At 42.1% G+C, this 15,038-nt stretch carries 13 protein-coding genes; 8 read left to right on the top strand and 5 right to left on the bottom strand.

Going from position 1 to position 15,038, the window contains the following annotated elements; translation table 11 throughout:
• The first annotated feature begins 349 nt into the window (after positions 1-349).
• From AABK37_RS35575 to AABK37_RS35565, 3 genes are all read left to right on the top strand, one after another.
• Entirely contained in the window at positions 350-1,099 is a 750-nt protein-coding gene (locus AABK37_RS35575) for a TVP38/TMEM64 family protein (protein ID WP_432556173.1), read from the top strand.
• 71 nt (positions 1,100-1,170) lie between these two features.
• Positions 1,171-1,821, top strand: coding sequence for a TVP38/TMEM64 family protein (locus tag AABK37_RS35570; RefSeq protein ID WP_432556171.1), 651 nt, complete (start codon positions 1,171-1,173; stop codon positions 1,819-1,821).
• Between the two features lie 96 nt (positions 1,822-1,917).
• The gene (locus AABK37_RS35565) at positions 1,918-3,465 is read left to right on the top strand and encodes a mercuric reductase (protein WP_432556170.1); all 1,548 of its coding nucleotides are present in this window, start codon (positions 1,918-1,920) and stop codon (positions 3,463-3,465) included.
• 112 nt (positions 3,466-3,577) lie between these two features.
• Here AABK37_RS35565 and AABK37_RS35560 read toward each other — a convergent pair whose 3' ends face one another.
• Entirely contained in the window at positions 3,578-3,775 is a 198-nt protein-coding gene (locus tag AABK37_RS35560) for a hypothetical protein (RefSeq protein ID WP_432556169.1), read from the bottom strand.
• Between the two features lie 595 nt (positions 3,776-4,370).
• Here AABK37_RS35560 and mgtE point away from each other — a divergent pair.
• Positions 4,371-5,741: a magnesium transporter gene (mgtE, locus tag AABK37_RS35555; protein ID WP_432556172.1), complete on the top strand. Its 1,371-nt coding sequence runs from the start codon at positions 4,371-4,373 to the stop codon at positions 5,739-5,741.
• A 161-nt stretch (positions 5,742-5,902) separates the two neighbouring features.
• On the opposite strand, the gene AABK37_RS35550 is transcribed toward mgtE, so the two are convergent.
• Both AABK37_RS35550 and AABK37_RS35545 read right to left on the bottom strand, forming a co-directional pair.
• Entirely contained in the window at positions 5,903-6,160 is a 258-nt protein-coding gene (locus AABK37_RS35550; protein ID WP_039747438.1) for a hypothetical protein, read from the bottom strand.
• Positions 6,161-6,323: 163 nt separating this feature from the next.
• Positions 6,324-7,178 (bottom strand): SDR family oxidoreductase, encoded by an 855-nt coding sequence (locus AABK37_RS35545; protein ID WP_432556168.1) that lies wholly within the window; start codon positions 7,176-7,178, stop codon positions 6,324-6,326.
• A gap of 614 nt (positions 7,179-7,792) precedes the next feature.
• On the opposite strand from AABK37_RS35545, the gene AABK37_RS35540 reads away from it, so the two are divergent.
• Positions 7,793-9,154 (top strand): ATP-binding protein, encoded by a 1,362-nt coding sequence (locus tag AABK37_RS35540; protein WP_432556167.1) that lies wholly within the window; start codon positions 7,793-7,795, stop codon positions 9,152-9,154.
• 323 nt (positions 9,155-9,477) lie between these two features.
• Here AABK37_RS35540 and AABK37_RS35535 read toward each other — a convergent pair whose 3' ends face one another.
• Positions 9,478-9,783 (bottom strand): hypothetical protein, encoded by a 306-nt coding sequence (locus AABK37_RS35535; RefSeq protein WP_432556166.1) that lies wholly within the window; start codon positions 9,781-9,783, stop codon positions 9,478-9,480.
• A gap of 170 nt (positions 9,784-9,953) precedes the next feature.
• Between AABK37_RS35535 and AABK37_RS35530 the strand changes: the two genes are divergently transcribed.
• Together AABK37_RS35530 and AABK37_RS35525 are read left to right on the top strand one after the other, a co-directional pair.
• Entirely contained in the window at positions 9,954-11,987 is a 2,034-nt protein-coding gene (locus tag AABK37_RS35530; protein ID WP_432556165.1) for a tetratricopeptide repeat protein, read from the top strand.
• A 461-nt stretch (positions 11,988-12,448) separates the two neighbouring features.
• Positions 12,449-14,053 carry a peptide ligase PGM1-related protein gene (locus tag AABK37_RS35525; RefSeq protein WP_432556164.1) on the top strand — a complete coding sequence of 535 codons (1,605 nt, stop codon included), beginning with the start codon at positions 12,449-12,451 and terminating at the stop codon, positions 14,051-14,053.
• A gap of 116 nt (positions 14,054-14,169) precedes the next feature.
• On the opposite strand, the gene AABK37_RS35520 is transcribed toward AABK37_RS35525, so the two are convergent.
• A complete protein-coding gene (locus AABK37_RS35520; RefSeq protein WP_432556163.1) occupies positions 14,170-14,547 on the bottom strand; it encodes a hypothetical protein in 378 nt (125 codons plus the stop codon).
• A gap of 136 nt (positions 14,548-14,683) precedes the next feature.
• Here AABK37_RS35520 and AABK37_RS35515 point away from each other — a divergent pair, with 136 nt between their 5' ends.
• Positions 14,684-14,878: a hypothetical protein gene (locus AABK37_RS35515; RefSeq protein WP_432556162.1), complete on the top strand. Its 195-nt coding sequence runs from the start codon at positions 14,684-14,686 to the stop codon at positions 14,876-14,878.
• Positions 14,879-15,038 lie beyond the last annotated feature (160 nt).

Here is a 15,038-nt window from a genome sequence, read left to right as displayed (position 1 = left end):
TTCACCCTCAGAAGCTCAAAGTTCACCCTCAGAAGCTCAAAGTTCACCCTCAGAAGCTCAACGTTCACCCTCAGAAGCTCAAAGTTCACCCTCAGAAGCTCAACGTTCACCCTCAGAAGCTCAAAGTTCACCTTTCCATGCACTTTGTACATAACAAAGTCAAGACTTACGCAAAAAACCTTGCCAGTTCCTTAATTTACGTAGCGATAATTCATGAATTATCGCTACAGAAGATATGTTTTGCGTAAGTCTTGAAAGTTATAAAAATCCCTCTTCTTCCACACCACGCTTCCCCCACTCCCCACTCCCCACTCCCCACTCCCCACTCCCCACTCCCCACTCTGAAAAAATGAATCAGCGCCGACTGAAATTTAAACTCAAACTATTACTATTAATGTGTCTGGTTCCCTGCTTAATAATAACCGCCAAACACATCGACATTCACGGACTTGTGTTGACTTCAATCATGTGGGTTAAAAGTCTTGGTGTTTTGGGTCCAATTGCTTTTATGATAATTTATAACTTAGCTACACTACTCTTTATACCCGGTTCCCTACTGACACTAAAAGGTGGTTGTCTGTTTGGTGTCTTTTGGGGTTCGATTTATGTCTTAATTGCGGCACTATTAGGAGCAAGCTTGGCATTTTTAATTGGACGCTATCTATCACGCGATTGGGTTTGCCGAAAAATAGAAAAAAATCCGAAATTTAAAGCAATTGATCGAGCGGTTGCGAAAGAGGGATGGAAAATTGTACTGCTGACTCGCCTATCTCCCGTCTTTCCATTCAACTTATTAAATTATGCTTTTGGAGTTACACAAGTTTCTTTTAAAGATTATGTTTTAGGTTCGCTTGGCATCATTCCCGGTACTATCATGTATGTTTATCTCGGTTCTATTGCAGGTAACTTAGCGACGATTAACATATCTAATCAGCCAAGCAATCTGGAAACTCAAATTGGGCAATGGGTAATGCAAGCAGTTGGGTTTATTGCCACCGTTGCTGTGACTGTATACGTGACAAAAATTGCTCAGAAAGCTTTAAATGAAAGTATCGTGACAGAAGAAGTTAGCGATGAGACAGATAAGTTTAAGCGCTGAAGCGCTTACTACATGAATAAATTTATAAGTTAAGTGTTTTAATGTTGTTTGTGGTTAGCATGACTTTACTAATGAACATACAGCCTGTTTTAGCTCAGGTATCTTTTAATCTCCAAGACATCCTCAGAAATGCTTTGCAGTCAATTGATAACCTTGGTTCAGTGAAAGCATTTGCCTTTATTGGACTTTATATTATTGCTACTGTCGCTTTTTTACCAGGTTCAATTATAACTTTAGGCGCTGGCGTTATTTTTGGTGTAGTTTGGGGTTCGCTCTACGTCTTGATCGGTGCTACTCTAGGAGCAACTGCCGCTTTTATAGTCGGACGTTATTTAGCAAGAAATTGGGTTGCCCGCCAAATCGAAGGTAACAAAAAATTCGCCGCTATTGATCGAGCAGTCGGCAAAGAAGGACTAAAAATAGTGCTTTTAACACGACTTTCCCCGGTGTTTCCCTTCAACTTATTAAACTACGCTTTTGGCATCACCGGAGTTTCTCTTAAAGATTACTTTATCGGCTCAGTCGGCATGATTCCCGGAACAATCATGTACGTTTACATTGGTTCTCTCGCTGGTAGTCTTGCCAGAATCGGCACAGAAACTCAACCTACTAACTCAACTGTACAATGGGCAATTCGCATCACTGGTTTTATCGCCACAGTTGCCGTCACAGTTTATATTACCCGCATCGCCAAGAAAGCCCTAGAACAAGAGGTTTCGTAACGTTATTCTCGTTCCCGAACAAGAAAACAAGAGATTTCGTAGGGGTGGGGTTTCCCCACCCTCATTCCCCCGGTGGTATTTTTAAAGGAAGTAATTATGTCAAATTCAGAATTTCATCAAGTCACAGTCCGCCCAATCGATGAGTATAATCAAACATTAGTTTCCAATGTACATCCAGCAAATTGGCTAAATCCTGAACCAGCCGATCGCTATGACTTAGTAGTAATTGGTGCAGGTACGGCAGGCTTAGTTGTCGCCGCAGGTGCAGCCGGTTTAGATTTAAATTTGAAAGTCGCATTAATTGAAAAGCATCTCATGGGTGGAGATTGCTTAAATGTTGGTTGCGTACCGTCCAAATGTGTAATTAGGTCTTCGCGCTTAGTTGGGGAAATGTGGAATGCAGCTGAATTAGGGATTAATATTCCCAAACATATTGACATTGATTTCCCGGCAGTGATGGCACGGATGCGACGGTTGAGAGCGGGTATAAGTCATCACGACTCGGCAGAGCGTTTTCAAAAGCTGGGAGTTGATGTCTTCTTGGGTAGCGGTAAATTTGCCAGTAACAATACTGTAGAAGTTGACGGCAAAACTCTCAAGTTTAAAAAAGCTGTAATTGCAACCGGAGCAAGAGCTGCACGTCTTACAATTAGAGGCATTGAAGAAGCTGGTTATTTGACTAATGAAACAGTTTTTTCTCTCATCCAACGACCGGAACGTTTAGCGGTGATTGGTGGTGGTCCGGTTGGTTGCGAAATGGCGCAGGCTTTTCGCCGTTTGGGTTGCGAGGTGACACTTTTGCATCAAGGTTCGCACATCTTAAATAAAGAAGATGCTGACGCAGCAAAGATTCTTCAACAAGTTTTCAAGAAAGAAGGAATTCGCTTAGTGTTAAATTGCCAGTTAGAAGAAGTAACAACCGTCACCGATGGTAAGCGACTTTACTTTTCTTCTAACGGTCGCCGAGATTCTGTTACCGTAGATGAAATTTTAGTCGGTGTAGGACGCGCCCCAAATGTGGAAAAACTAAATTTAGAAGCTGTTGGGGTGGAATACGACCAACTTCATGGTGTAAAGGTGAATGATTACCTTCAGACGACGAATCGCCATATTTATGCAGCGGGTGATATCTGCATGAATTGGAAGTTCACCCATGCGGCAGATGCGGCAGCGCGAATTGTCATCAAAAATACGCTGTTTTCGCCTTTTGGTTTGGGACGCTCTAAACTTAGTAGTCTGGTGATGCCTTGGGTGACATATACTAACCCGGAAATTGCTCATGTCGGGATGTATGAAGAAGAAGCAAAAGAAAAGGGAATTGATGTGGAGACAATTCAAGTTCCTTTGAGTAGTGTAGATCGAGCGATCGCCGACGGTGAAGAGTCAGGTTTTGTGAAAATTCATCACAAAAAAGGCTCGGATGAAATTATTGGTGCAACCATTGTTGCTGCTCATGCAGGTGAAATGATTTCCGAAGTCACCACCGCGATCGTCAATAAAATCGGTTTGAGCAAATTAAGCAGCGTGATTCATCCTTATCCAACCCAAGCCGAAGGCATTAAAAAAGCAGCAGATGCTTATCGTCGCACGCTGCTGACACCGAGAACAAAAGCCTTATTAGGATTTTTAACAAAGCTTTCTTGAGGATGCTTTGTAGGCGATCGCTCACCCATCAACTAACAACCATCAACTAACAACTAACAACCATCAACCAACAACCAACACCCAACACCCAACAACCAACAACCAACAACTATTACCACGGTACAACGCCGTTTTCGTCAAAAAACCCGCCTGTTGGACCGTCAGAAGGTAATGTTGCCAAGCGCACTGGAGCGGTTGCACCCTGCTGTACAGTCCGCGTACCGTTGTGAGCATTGATGTCAGTAGCAACGTAACCGGGATCGGCAGACGCTAAGGCGATCGCCACTTTATCAATCAGTTTGCCAGACATGAATTATTCTTGATTTTCGTTTTATACCCATAACTTATAAGTTCGAGTGCGCTCAAAGTCAAGTCTCAATTACACTTTTAGATATGCAAATAGTAGAAAATGCTTTCTTGACAAGATGTGCTTGCCCTGCACCTAGACCCGCCTACCTATTCAATATATCGGCTACGATATAAACATATATAATATTGTAATTTTGTCAGTATTTCAGGCAATAGATATTATTGCAAGACCAGTGGAAAGAACTGGAGCAACAGGAAAGATAATTTTTGTTTATTTGAGAAGCCCTGATGAGAATCTCATCGAAATATCAAATTATAAAAAATAATATTTTTCTCTATGAAGATGCATTTTATAGCCTGCGTCGGCAGGCTTTGTTCATGTAGCCGCGAGTTTACTCGTCGGTTTATTAAATGCAACGTTACAGAGAATTGGTATTACCCCTTTCCCCTTCCTTAGTAAGAAAAATCAATCATAAAGAGTAAAAAATAGCAGGTTTTACGTTTGATGTTGCCACTTTCCCTTAAACTAGGGGCAGTAACCTTGTTCAAACTGGCTCCGGTGGTGAACTGTGACACAAGCCAATGATTCAATCTCTATGCAGAATATCTCCCGCCGGGAACTGAGCGATTTAGTGCGAACTCAGTTGCAAATGCTGCTGGAAGCCGGAGATTTACAAGCCGCAAAAGCGATTCTCGTACCTGTGCAACCTGCGGATATTGCTGATGCGATTGAAGGTTTGCCAGAAAAAATGCACGCTTTGGCTTTTCGCTTGCTTTCCAAGGATGAGGCAATTGAGGTTTATGAACATCTCGACTACAGCATTCAAGAACTGTTAATCGAAGAACTGAGAAGCCAGGAGATTCATGACATTGTTGATAAAATGTCACCAGATGACCGAGCAAGGTTATTTGATGAATTACCCGCAAAAGTCGTCAATCGTCTGCTAGAACAACTTAGCCCAGCAGAACGGGAATTCACTTCCCTACTATTGGGTTATGAAAGCGGTACTGCTGGGCGAATTATGACCCCAGAGTTAATTTCGCTGAAAGAAAATTTGACGATCGCTCAAGCTTTAGAGAGAATTCGCCGCCTAGCTAATGCTAGCGAGATGATTTATTACCTCTACATCACTGATGAGGCTAGGTGCTTAACTGGGATGTTGTCGTTGCGCGACTTGGTGACATCTCAGCCAGAGCGAAGGATTAGCGACATGATGACCCGCGATGTGGTCTTTGTTTACACGGATACTGATCAGGAAGAAGTTGCAAGATTGATACAAAGATATGACTTTCTTGCCGTGCCTGTGGTAGATCGAGAACAGCGTTTAGTAGGGATTGTCACTGTTGATGATGTAATTGACATTCTCCAAGAGGAAACCACTGAGGATATTTACGCTTTAGGTGGTGGTGTACAGTCCGGAGGCGACAATTATTTTCAGACAGATTTGCTGACAGTTGCCCGCAAGCGAGTAGTTTGGTTGTTTGTCTTACTTTTTACTAATACAATTACGGGAACAATTATTAAATCCCAAGAAGATATTTTAAGTCAAGTGGTGGTACTGACGGCGTTTATCCCTTTACTGACAGGCACTGGCGGTAATGTCGGCGCTCAATCTTCAACGGTAGTAATTCGCGGGATGAATACCGAAGAAATACGAAGTATGGGTTCGTTGCAGGTGATTGGTAGAGAAGCGATCGCCGGCGCATTGTTAGGAACGATGTTAGGTGCGATCGCCACAGTGTGGGCATATTTTCTGCAAAATAATTTATCAGTAGCGATCGCCGTCGGCAGCAGTCTGGTAGCAATTTCTATTTTAGCTTCTATCTCCGGTTCAGCACTGCCGTTTCTATTCCGCTTACTTCGCTTAGATCCAGCATTAATGTCAGCACCATTTATTACTACCGCAGTCGATGTAGCTGGTGTTTTAATTTACTTCAATTTGGCGCGAGTAATTTTAAAGATATAGTTAGTTGGAGCGTGGATAGTTGTTAGTCGATAGTTGTTAAGAGTTAGTTGTTAAGAGTTAGTTGTTGGTTGCAGCGTTGTTAAGATTTACCACTAACCACGCTCCCACTATCCACTATCCACGCTCCCACTATCCACTATCAACTATTTACTATCCCCTAATTAAAGTTCTGATGCCGTATCTGGCGCAACCACTTCGCCGGTACCAATTTGTAATATCATGTCTTGGTCGGTAATCAGTTCATTGAGTTCTTTGACTTGCAAATTCATTTCCTCACAAGCTTGCCGTAATTCACGCGCAAAGGTGTTGAGGTCGTCACCATAACCACATTGAAAAGCAGCGGTTTCAATTCCCTGTTTGGCATTCGCTCTAGCACAATCCACTAGCTCTGTGCCTTGCAATCGTGTTGGGGATGCCATAGCCGTAATTTTTATGTATTAAGTGTTCTTTACGAGACTATCAACTATAAAGCAATTTTTCATCCCTCCAATGGTTGACTCAATAATTGGTAATGGGTAATGGGCATGGGGCATTGCCCAATGCCCCATGCCCGATGCCCGATGCCCCATTCCCCATTCCCCATTACCCGTTAACTACCGAGCCACCATTGGGATGCAACACTTGACCGGTGAAGTAAGAACCGTCATCGGAGGCTAAAAATACATAGCTGGGTGCAACTTCTTCGGGTTGTCCGGGTCTTTCCATTGGTACTTGTTTGCCAAATGTTTCAACTTTCTCGTCTGGGAAAGTTGAGGGAATTAAAGGTGTCCAAATCGGACCTGGTGCAACGGCATTAACGCGAATTTTCTTTTTTAGCAAACTTTGTGACAAAGAACGAGTAAAGGCAACGATCGCACCTTTTGTAGAAGAATAATCAAGTAGTTGCGGATTGCCTTTATAAGCGGTTATTGATGTAGTATTAACAATGGCGCTGCCTTCGTGCAAGTGCTTTATCGCCGCTTTGGTCATGAAAAACATTGAGAAAATATTAGTACGGAAGGTGCGCTCTAGCTGCGATGCGCTGATATCTTCTATACTTTCTTGGGGATGCTGTTCGCCAGCGTTGTTGATGAGAATATCAAGTTTGCCAAGTTCATCTACAGCTTGTTGTACAGCTTGCTGACAAAAGGTTTCATCGCCAATATCACCAGCGATCGCTACCGCACGACGTCCATGTTTTTCGACTAAATTCTTGGTTTCTTTAGCGTCGTCGTGTTCATTCAAGTAGACGATCGCCACATCTGCACCTTCTTTAGCATAGGCGATCGCGATCGCACGACCAATTCCACTATCACCACCAGTAATCAAAGCTACTTTATCTTTTAACTTACCACTTCCCTGATAACTTGAATCATCTGCCTTCGGTTTCGGCGTCATTTCTGATTCTTTACCTGGTGGTTTCTGTTCCTGTGGTGGTTGTAATGATTCTTCTGGCATAGAATTCTCCCTGAATATTTATTTACAATTGGGGCATTGGGAATTGGGCATTGGGCAACGGGCATTGGGAATTGGGAACGTGCCAATTGCTTTGTTGGTAATGAGAGATTCTTTCCATGCCCAATGCCCCATTCCCCAATTCCCAATTCCCAAAAACAAACCCTGGATCGAAAATTCAACCCAAGGTTAATTTTTTCCTTTGGCTTAGGCATTGCTACCCCGTATAGCCAAGCGTACTAATCTCTAGTACAGCGCGATTGACATTATTTTTCCCCACACCCTGACACACCCTATTTATTTCACAAAGGATACAACTTAACAACTCTCAATTGATGAAGGATTTCTCCTGCTCACCTGCCTTTAAGTTATCTATTGTCTAGTGTAAATTTATCAATCTTTAGATGTAAACAAAGTTAATTTCTATCAGTCTAAAGACGTATTGTAAATTAATTAAAAATAATGAATTAGTAATTAACATAGAAATCAGATTTAATTTCTTAAACAAGCCAACTCTTTCTTCCTATTACCCATTACCCATTCCCCATTCTTTATTCCCCACTGTAAATCTGCTACCATACACCAAATACGTGTATTGACTAAGGTAGCCTGTAAAAATGGATTTACTAGCTGAAATATACAATTCTTTTAATCCCTTTGAGACTGCATCAAAAGAAGCATATGTCGATTGTCGAGAGGTGCGTGGTAATTGGGAAGTATATCAAGAGTTGGGCAAGAAAGTTGTACTTTCAAAGCACGCTACCTGTCAGCTATGTTCGGGACACCGAGGTACGGGTAAATCCACTGAGTTATTGCGTTTGAAAGAAAACTTAGAAGGCAGGGGATATTTTGTTGTCTATTTTGCGGTAGACGATCAGGATATTGAACCGGAAGATGTGGAATATGCTGATATATTAATGGCTTGCACGCGGCATTTGGTGGAAGCAGTCAAGATAGAACAGCATAATCCACTGCTGGAATGGATGGAGTTACGCTGGGAATCGTTTAAAGACTTGATGCTGATGGAGGTATCCTTTGAAAAGCTGAACTTAGAACAGCAGATTTCCCAATTTTCCAAAATTACCGCAACAATCAAAGCTGTCCCGGATATGCGACGGGAAATAAGGCAAAAGATTAACGCTAATACACCCTCGTTGGTTAAAGCGCTGAATGACTTTATTTTACAAGCTCAAAAATCTTTACCGAAAGGTAAAAATAACGGGTTAGTCATAATTGTTGATAATCTCGATCGCATTGTCGAGGTTAAGGAAGAAGGAAGACCGAGCAATTATGAAGAAATCTATTTAAATCGTAGTGAAATGTTGCGGGGTTTGAAGTGCCATGTTCTCTACACTGTGCCCATCGATGTTGTATATTCAGATTTGGCGACTAATTTTGACACTAGTTACCACAATCTTGAAGTAGTGCCGATGATGATGGTACGAAATCCTAATGGTGATGCTAACGAAACTGGGCTGAAGAAACTGCGAGAATTGATTTGTCAGCGAGTTAGATTAATTAAGCCAGAACTGGAAAAAACATTAGAGGGCAAAGTCAAAGGTTTAGATTTACCAGCTGTGTTTGATAGTCCAGAAACACTCAAACACCTCTGCTTGATGAGTGGTGGACATATGCGGGATTTGATGAAGTTGATTCAAAGTGCGATTGAGCAAGTTGATCAACTACCGATTACATCCAAAGCTGTAAAATTAGCGATTGAGAAAGCGCGTGAAACTTACCGCAAAGGTGTTCAAGAACATCATTGGGATATTTTAGCTCAAGCTAATAGCTGTAAAGATAAGAAAGACGACAAAGAACATTTACGTTTGCTGAGAAATCGCTCGCTGCTGGAATATCGCTATTATGATGAAAACGATTCCCTCCAGATTTGGTGCGATGTTCACCCATTGATTGAAGGAACTCCCAAATTTAAAGATGCACTTAGCAAAATTCAATCTGTAACCGGAACTACTCTCTAAATCTGTCCCCCACTGGGAGAGAGACTTTGATTTTTGAAGAAGAACCCCTCTCTAAATCTCTCCCCCACAGGGGGAGAGACTTTGATTCTTTAACAGGACTTACGCAAAAACTCTCTGCAACTCTTATTCCTTCGTGTCCTTCGTGTCTTTGTGGTTCGTTTTCTGGTCTTTGTGCGTAAGTCCTATTTAAGAAGAACCCCTCTCTAAATCTCTCCCCCACAGGGGGAGAGACTTTGATTTTTTCTCCCCTTCCCTTGTAGGGAAGGGGTTGGGGGTTAGGTTTGAGAGAAAGTAAGCAGTCGGACAGAATTAATTACACAACGTCATTGCGGATGAAGCATAACATCGCTCTGCATTAACATAACATCGCTCTGCATTAACATAACATCGCTCTGCATTGGCATAACATCGCGCTGCATTAACATAACATCGCGCTGCATTGGCATAACATCGCTCTGCATTAACATAACATCGCGCTGCATTGGCATAACATCGCTCTGCATTAACATAACATCGCTCTGCATTAACATAACATCGCTCTGCATTAACATAACATCGCGCTGCATTAACATAACATCGCGCTGCATTAACATAACATCGCGCTGCATTAACATAACATCGCGCTGCATTAACATAGTGTCCCCATACAATGTTAATGCAGGGTATTGCGAAATTTAATTCGCGATCGCATTGATGAAATACTGTACTTATATCAATTATTTGTGATGTTGCGCTTAATCCCCCTCAGGCTGGAAGCCTGGGGCTATACGAACAAAGCCTGCCTACGCAGGCTAATTATATGCATCTTCATATCGAATTGGTATTAAGCTGTTGCGCTTACAATTTGCAATGCTTGAAATTTAAAACAAAAGCCTCAACCTTTCCCCCCCTCTCCCCTTCTCCCCCTCCCCCTCTCCCCCCCTCTACCTCTAATCAAAAAATTAAAAGCCTCACAGCTATGAGTACCACTAATTCGTCTGAAGATGCTGTACCTTCAAGGGAAGAAGTCTACAAAACCCTTTTGCGATCGCTACGGCTAAAAAAAGGGTTTGGGATTGTGTTTGTGCAATGTTCCCCCGCAGAAGCTATGAGTTTGATTCGCAAAGTGGAGAAAGACTTACCACAAAAACGGATTGGTGTTTTGAAGTTAACTGAGGCAATTGATAATTTATACGATTTGGTTGCAAATCGTTTCGATTGTGATGATTTAAATATTCTGTTTATTCAAGGTTTGGAAAAGTCTCTAGAGCCTTATATTCAACCGGGATATGGTGGTGAGGGGGAATATTATAATCTGAATACTGTTCCCAAAATTCTCAGTCACTTAAATCAGAGACGAGAAGGTTTTCGAGACAACTTTAGTAATATTTGCTTTGTTCTGATTTTACCGTTGTTTGCCATCAAATTTTTTATTCGCCGCGCTCCAGATTTTTTCGATTGGAGTTCGGGAGTATTTGAGTTTCCCGACAAGCAAGAATTTATCGAACAATCCTATGAAAAGTTAATTTTCCAAAAAGAATATTCTCAATATTTAAATCTCACCCCCGAAGAACAAACTCAAAAAGTTTTAGGGTTTGAGATGCTTCTAGAAACTGAGCAGTCCCCAGAGCGAAAAGCAAGTATTTTGTTAGAACAGGGAAATTTGTTTCTTGCTGGGCAAGATATGATGAGCGCGATCGCATCTTTTGAAGAAGCTGTGAAAATAAAGAGCGATTACCACCAAGCTTGGTTGGTTCGGGGTGTTGCGCTCTTTAATTTGGGACGGTTTGAAGAAGCTGTTGGATCTTGCGATGAAGCTGTGAAAATAAAGAGTGATTACCACCTAGCTTGGTACATGCGGGGTGTTGCGCTCTTGAGTTTAAGACGGTTTGAAGAAGCTGTTGCATCTTACGATGAAGCTGTGAAAATAAAGAGTGATTACCACCTAGCTTGGTTCAACCGGGGTGTTGCGCTCTTGAGTTTGGGACGGTTTGAAGAAGCTGTTGCATCTTACGATGAAGCTGTGAAAATAAAGAGCGATTTCCACGAAGCTTGGAACATGCGGGGTATTACGCTCGATGATTTGGGACGGTTTGAAGAAGCTGTTGCATCTTACGATGAAGCTGTGAAAATAAAGAGCGATTTCCACGAAGCTTGGAACATGCGGGGTAATGCGCTTTCTGATTTGGGACGGTTTGAAGAAGCTGTTGCATCTTACGATGAAGCTGTGAAAATAAAGAGTGATGACCACCAAGCTTGGAACATGCGGGGTCTTCTGCTGAGTAATTTGGGACGCTTTGAAGAAGCTGTTGCGTCTTACGATGAAACTGTGAAAATAAAGAGTGATGACCACCAAGCTTGGAACATGCGGGGTCTTCTGCTGAGTAATTTGGGACGGTTTGAAGAAGCTGTTGCATCTTTTGATGAAGCTGTGAAAATAAAGAGTGATGACCACCAAGCTTGGAACATGCGGGGTCTTCTGCTGAGTAATTTGGGACGGTTTGAGGAAGCTGTTGCATCTTTTGATGAAGCTGTGAAAATAAAGAGCGATTACCACGAAGCTTGGAACATGCGGGGTTATGCTTTATATAAACAGGGAAAATTGCCAGACGCAATTAAATCTTACGACCAAGCAATAGAAATAAAATCTGATTATGCAAATGTTTGGTACAATCGCGCTTGTGCTTATGGTGATTTAGGTGATGTTGATAAAGCCATAGAAAACCTGCAAACCGCGATTAATTTAGACGCTGAATATGGAGAAATGGCGAAAACCGACGCTGATTTTGATAGCATCCGTCATGATACGCGGTTTCAAATGTTAATTGGATTCGCAAATAAAATTAAATTGTAGGGTGTGTTATGCTCTGCTAACGCACCATCGACAATCCAAGGTCGTTATAAATATTAAATTGTAGGGTGTGTTATGCTCTGCTAACGCACCATCGACAATCCAAGGTCGTTATAAATATTAAATTGTAGGGTGTGTTATGCTCTGCTAACGCACCATCGACAATCCAAGATGCGGAGCGAAAATTAAATTGTAGTGTGTTACGCTCACGCACCATCGACAATCCAAGGTGCGTTAGCTAAAAGCATAACGCACCCTACGCTGTTTTTAAGTTTCATATTTTAATTCAGCAATCTCGAAAAGACAATTATTTCTTCCCATTGCCCAATGCCCCTTGCCCATTGCCCAATGCCCATTCCTATAGACATATATCAAAGAAGTGTTGCGTTTTAACCGCGTCTCGTTGTTTCCTAAGATATACAAGAGTAATAACCCAGTATTGGGATCAATATAGGATAAGAATTATGGTAACTTTGAATGCTTCTGAGTCAGATCAAGCCGATCGCTTTCGGGATCTGCAATTAACTTTACGCGATCGCTGGAAAACTATCGAGCTATTTGACAATAGTGATGCTGATATTTTAGTTGTTCCCTCTCTCAGTATCGACCAGCGCGAACTTCGGAAAATCGAAGGTTGCGAACATTATGAAGAACGACTGCTATTTTCTTTGATTCGCTTGCAAAATCCCCGCACCAGGCTGATTTATGTCACATCAATGCCGCTGCATCCCAGTGTTATTGATTATTATTTACAATTATTGCCGGGAATTCCCTTTTCACATGCTCGCAATCGCTTGCTGCTACTTTCTACTTACGATTCTTCCCTCAAACCTCTCAGCCAAAAGATTTTAGAACGTCCCCGTTTACTGGAGCGAATTCGTCAAGCTCTAAGGCTAGACAAATCTTTTATGACATGCTATAATTCCAGCACTTATGAAGGTGAATTGTCTCTGAAATTGGGTGTGCCGTTGTATGCTGCCGCGCCAAGTTTAGAGATTTGGGGAAGTAAAAGTGGCAGTCGGCAAATCTTCGCAGAAAGCGGAATTCCCTTTCCAGATGGGTGCGAGAGAGTTTGGAATACCACAGATTTGGCAGAAGAGGCAGCAAATTTGTGGGAACGTCAGCCGACATTAAAACGGATCGTGGTGAAACTCAACGAAGGCATTTCCGGAGAAGGAAATGCGTTATTAGATTTAAGACCGATCGCTAATTTAGCACCTCCAGATAGTTCACATGCGGAACGGGTGGCAGCAATAAGCGATCGCTTCTCAACAATGAGCTTTCAGGCAAAAAAAGAAAATTGGGATAATTTTTCTGGACGAATTACTGAGTTAGGGGGAATTGTCGAGGCATTTGTCGAAGGAGAAATCAAGCGATCGCCTAGTGTGCAAGGACGCATCACACCCAACGGTGAAGTAGAAATTCTCTCAACCCACGACCAAATTCTCGGAGGTCCAGACGGTCAAATTTATCTTGGTTGTCAATTTCCGGCTGACGAAGTTTATCGACTGCAATTGCAACAATTAGGCATAAAAGTTGGCAAAAAGCTAGCCGAAAAAGGCGCATTAGAAAGATTTGGCGTAGATTTTATCGCCGTTGATAAAGGAAATAATGAGTGGGATCTTGAGGCGATCGAAATCAACTTGCGTAAAGGTGGCACGACCCATCCTTTCATGACGTTGAAGTTATTAACCAACGGACGCTATGACCTCTCCACAGGATTATTTTACAGCCAACAGGGACGACCCAAATACTACATGGCTACCGACAACTTACAAAAAGACCGTTATCGAGGATTGTTACCTAACGACTTGATGGATATTATCGCCCATCACAGACTGCACTTTGATAGCGGAACCGAGATAGGCACAGTATTTCATTTGATGGGATGTCTTTCTCAATTTGGCAAGTTGGGATTAACTTGTATCGGAGATTCTCGCCAACAAGCAGAAGAAATTTATAACAAAGTCATCAAAGTCCTAGACGAAGAAACCAAGAGTAACAAGACCGATTTTTCCTCATTCTCAGATTACGACTTCGCCACCACCTGGGACGGCTATAGTTCTTAGGGAATTGGGCAAGGGGCATTGGGCAATGGGCAATGGGCAATGAGCAATGGGCAATGGGAAAAGGAAAAGAATTATTACCAATGCCCCATGCCCCATGCCCTATGCCCCATGCCCAATTACATGTTTAACAAATCTAATGCTTGTTCCAAGTGCATTTTAGCTTTATGCAAGTTAAGCAGCGTTTCTTGCTCATAGCGGTGAGGATACTCTAAACGCTTTCCTTGCATCGTTGCTCTAATTAACGCCGATTGTTGGTCGGTAGGTTCCCCCATTTGGTCGAGTGCTTGTCCTAAGTCCTGATAGCCTTTAAAGGTCATTCGTCTTAGCCCCTCTCGTTCCTTCATCTGACGTAAAGCAATAGCCGCAAAGGTTAATAGAGCATCAATCCAAGCAGTTTTATAGCTAGGATTACCCAGTGGCTTCAATCCATACTGCTTACACAGTCCCTTTAGTTCCCCTACAGTTTTAATTTCCAATTCCGAGCGTGTGAACATAAAATGATAATGTCCGTTGATTGTTTTTGGTTAATGGATATTGGTGGTTGAAACCGTCCAAAGTAGCAACCACCAATTAACTTTTATTTATGCATGACGACACGCCAGAAACAACGTTTGTCTCCAAATCTTTACAATGTCACCTAAGCGTGAAAATGAACATTTAAAAAAGTACAAATTTACTACTGAAAGAGAAGAAGCATTAACTGCAAAACTTACAATCCGAATCGCGCCTTCAAAATTAGAAAAGCTTAAAACCTTAGAAAATTATCCAGAGTTTGTCCGTCAAGCGATAGATAAAGCACTCAATGAACTAGAAAAAGAAAACTAAGTATAAATAATCCTCTTTGAACAAGGTATTTTTGTTACTTATACGTTAAAATTGCAATTATAGCGATTCCCACTCAGGTGAGGTACAAAATTATATGGCGGGTTGTAGGGGCACGGCACTGCCGTGCCCCTACGGGTGTACCTCATTAAACCGAGAAACG

The organism is Tolypothrix sp. VBCCA 56010 (genome assembly GCF_050875635.1).
In the GTDB taxonomy this organism is placed as follows: Bacteria; Cyanobacteriota; Cyanobacteriia; order Cyanobacteriales; family Nostocaceae; genus Hassallia.
The sequence above is the reverse complement of the archived record's forward strand: the minus strand, read 5'-3'. Positions and strand labels throughout refer to the sequence as shown.

Excerpts from the sequence above, each read along its gene's own strand:
- AABK37_RS35520 (WP_432556163.1), bottom strand. The coding sequence starts at position 14,547 with ATGTTCACACGCTCGGAATTGGAAATTAAAACTGTAGGGGAACTAAAG.
- AABK37_RS35525 (WP_432556164.1), top strand. The coding sequence starts at position 12,449 with ATGGTAACTTTGAATGCTTCTGAGTCAGATCAAGCCGATCGCTTTCGG.
- AABK37_RS35540 (WP_432556167.1), top strand. The coding sequence starts at position 7,793 with ATGGATTTACTAGCTGAAATATACAATTCTTTTAATCCCTTTGAGACT.
- AABK37_RS35545 (WP_432556168.1), bottom strand. The coding sequence starts at position 7,178 with ATGCCAGAAGAATCATTACAACCACCACAGGAACAGAAACCACCAGGT.
- AABK37_RS35575 (WP_432556173.1), top strand. The coding sequence starts at position 350 with ATGAATCAGCGCCGACTGAAATTTAAACTCAAACTATTACTATTAATG.
- AABK37_RS35550 (WP_039747438.1), bottom strand. The coding sequence starts at position 6,160 with ATGGCATCCCCAACACGATTGCAAGGCACAGAGCTAGTGGATTGTGCT.
- AABK37_RS35570 (WP_432556171.1), top strand. The coding sequence starts at position 1,171 with ATGAACATACAGCCTGTTTTAGCTCAGGTATCTTTTAATCTCCAAGAC.
- AABK37_RS35565 (WP_432556170.1), top strand. The coding sequence starts at position 1,918 with ATGTCAAATTCAGAATTTCATCAAGTCACAGTCCGCCCAATCGATGAG.
- AABK37_RS35535 (WP_432556166.1), bottom strand. The coding sequence starts at position 9,783 with ATGCAGCGCGATGTTATGTTAATGCAGCGCGATGTTATGTTAATGCAG.
- AABK37_RS35560 (WP_432556169.1), bottom strand. The coding sequence starts at position 3,775 with ATGTCTGGCAAACTGATTGATAAAGTGGCGATCGCCTTAGCGTCTGCC.
- AABK37_RS35515 (WP_432556162.1), top strand. The coding sequence starts at position 14,684 with ATGTCACCTAAGCGTGAAAATGAACATTTAAAAAAGTACAAATTTACT.
- AABK37_RS35530 (WP_432556165.1), top strand. The coding sequence starts at position 9,954 with ATGCATCTTCATATCGAATTGGTATTAAGCTGTTGCGCTTACAATTTG.
- mgtE (WP_432556172.1), top strand. The coding sequence starts at position 4,371 with ATGCAGAATATCTCCCGCCGGGAACTGAGCGATTTAGTGCGAACTCAG.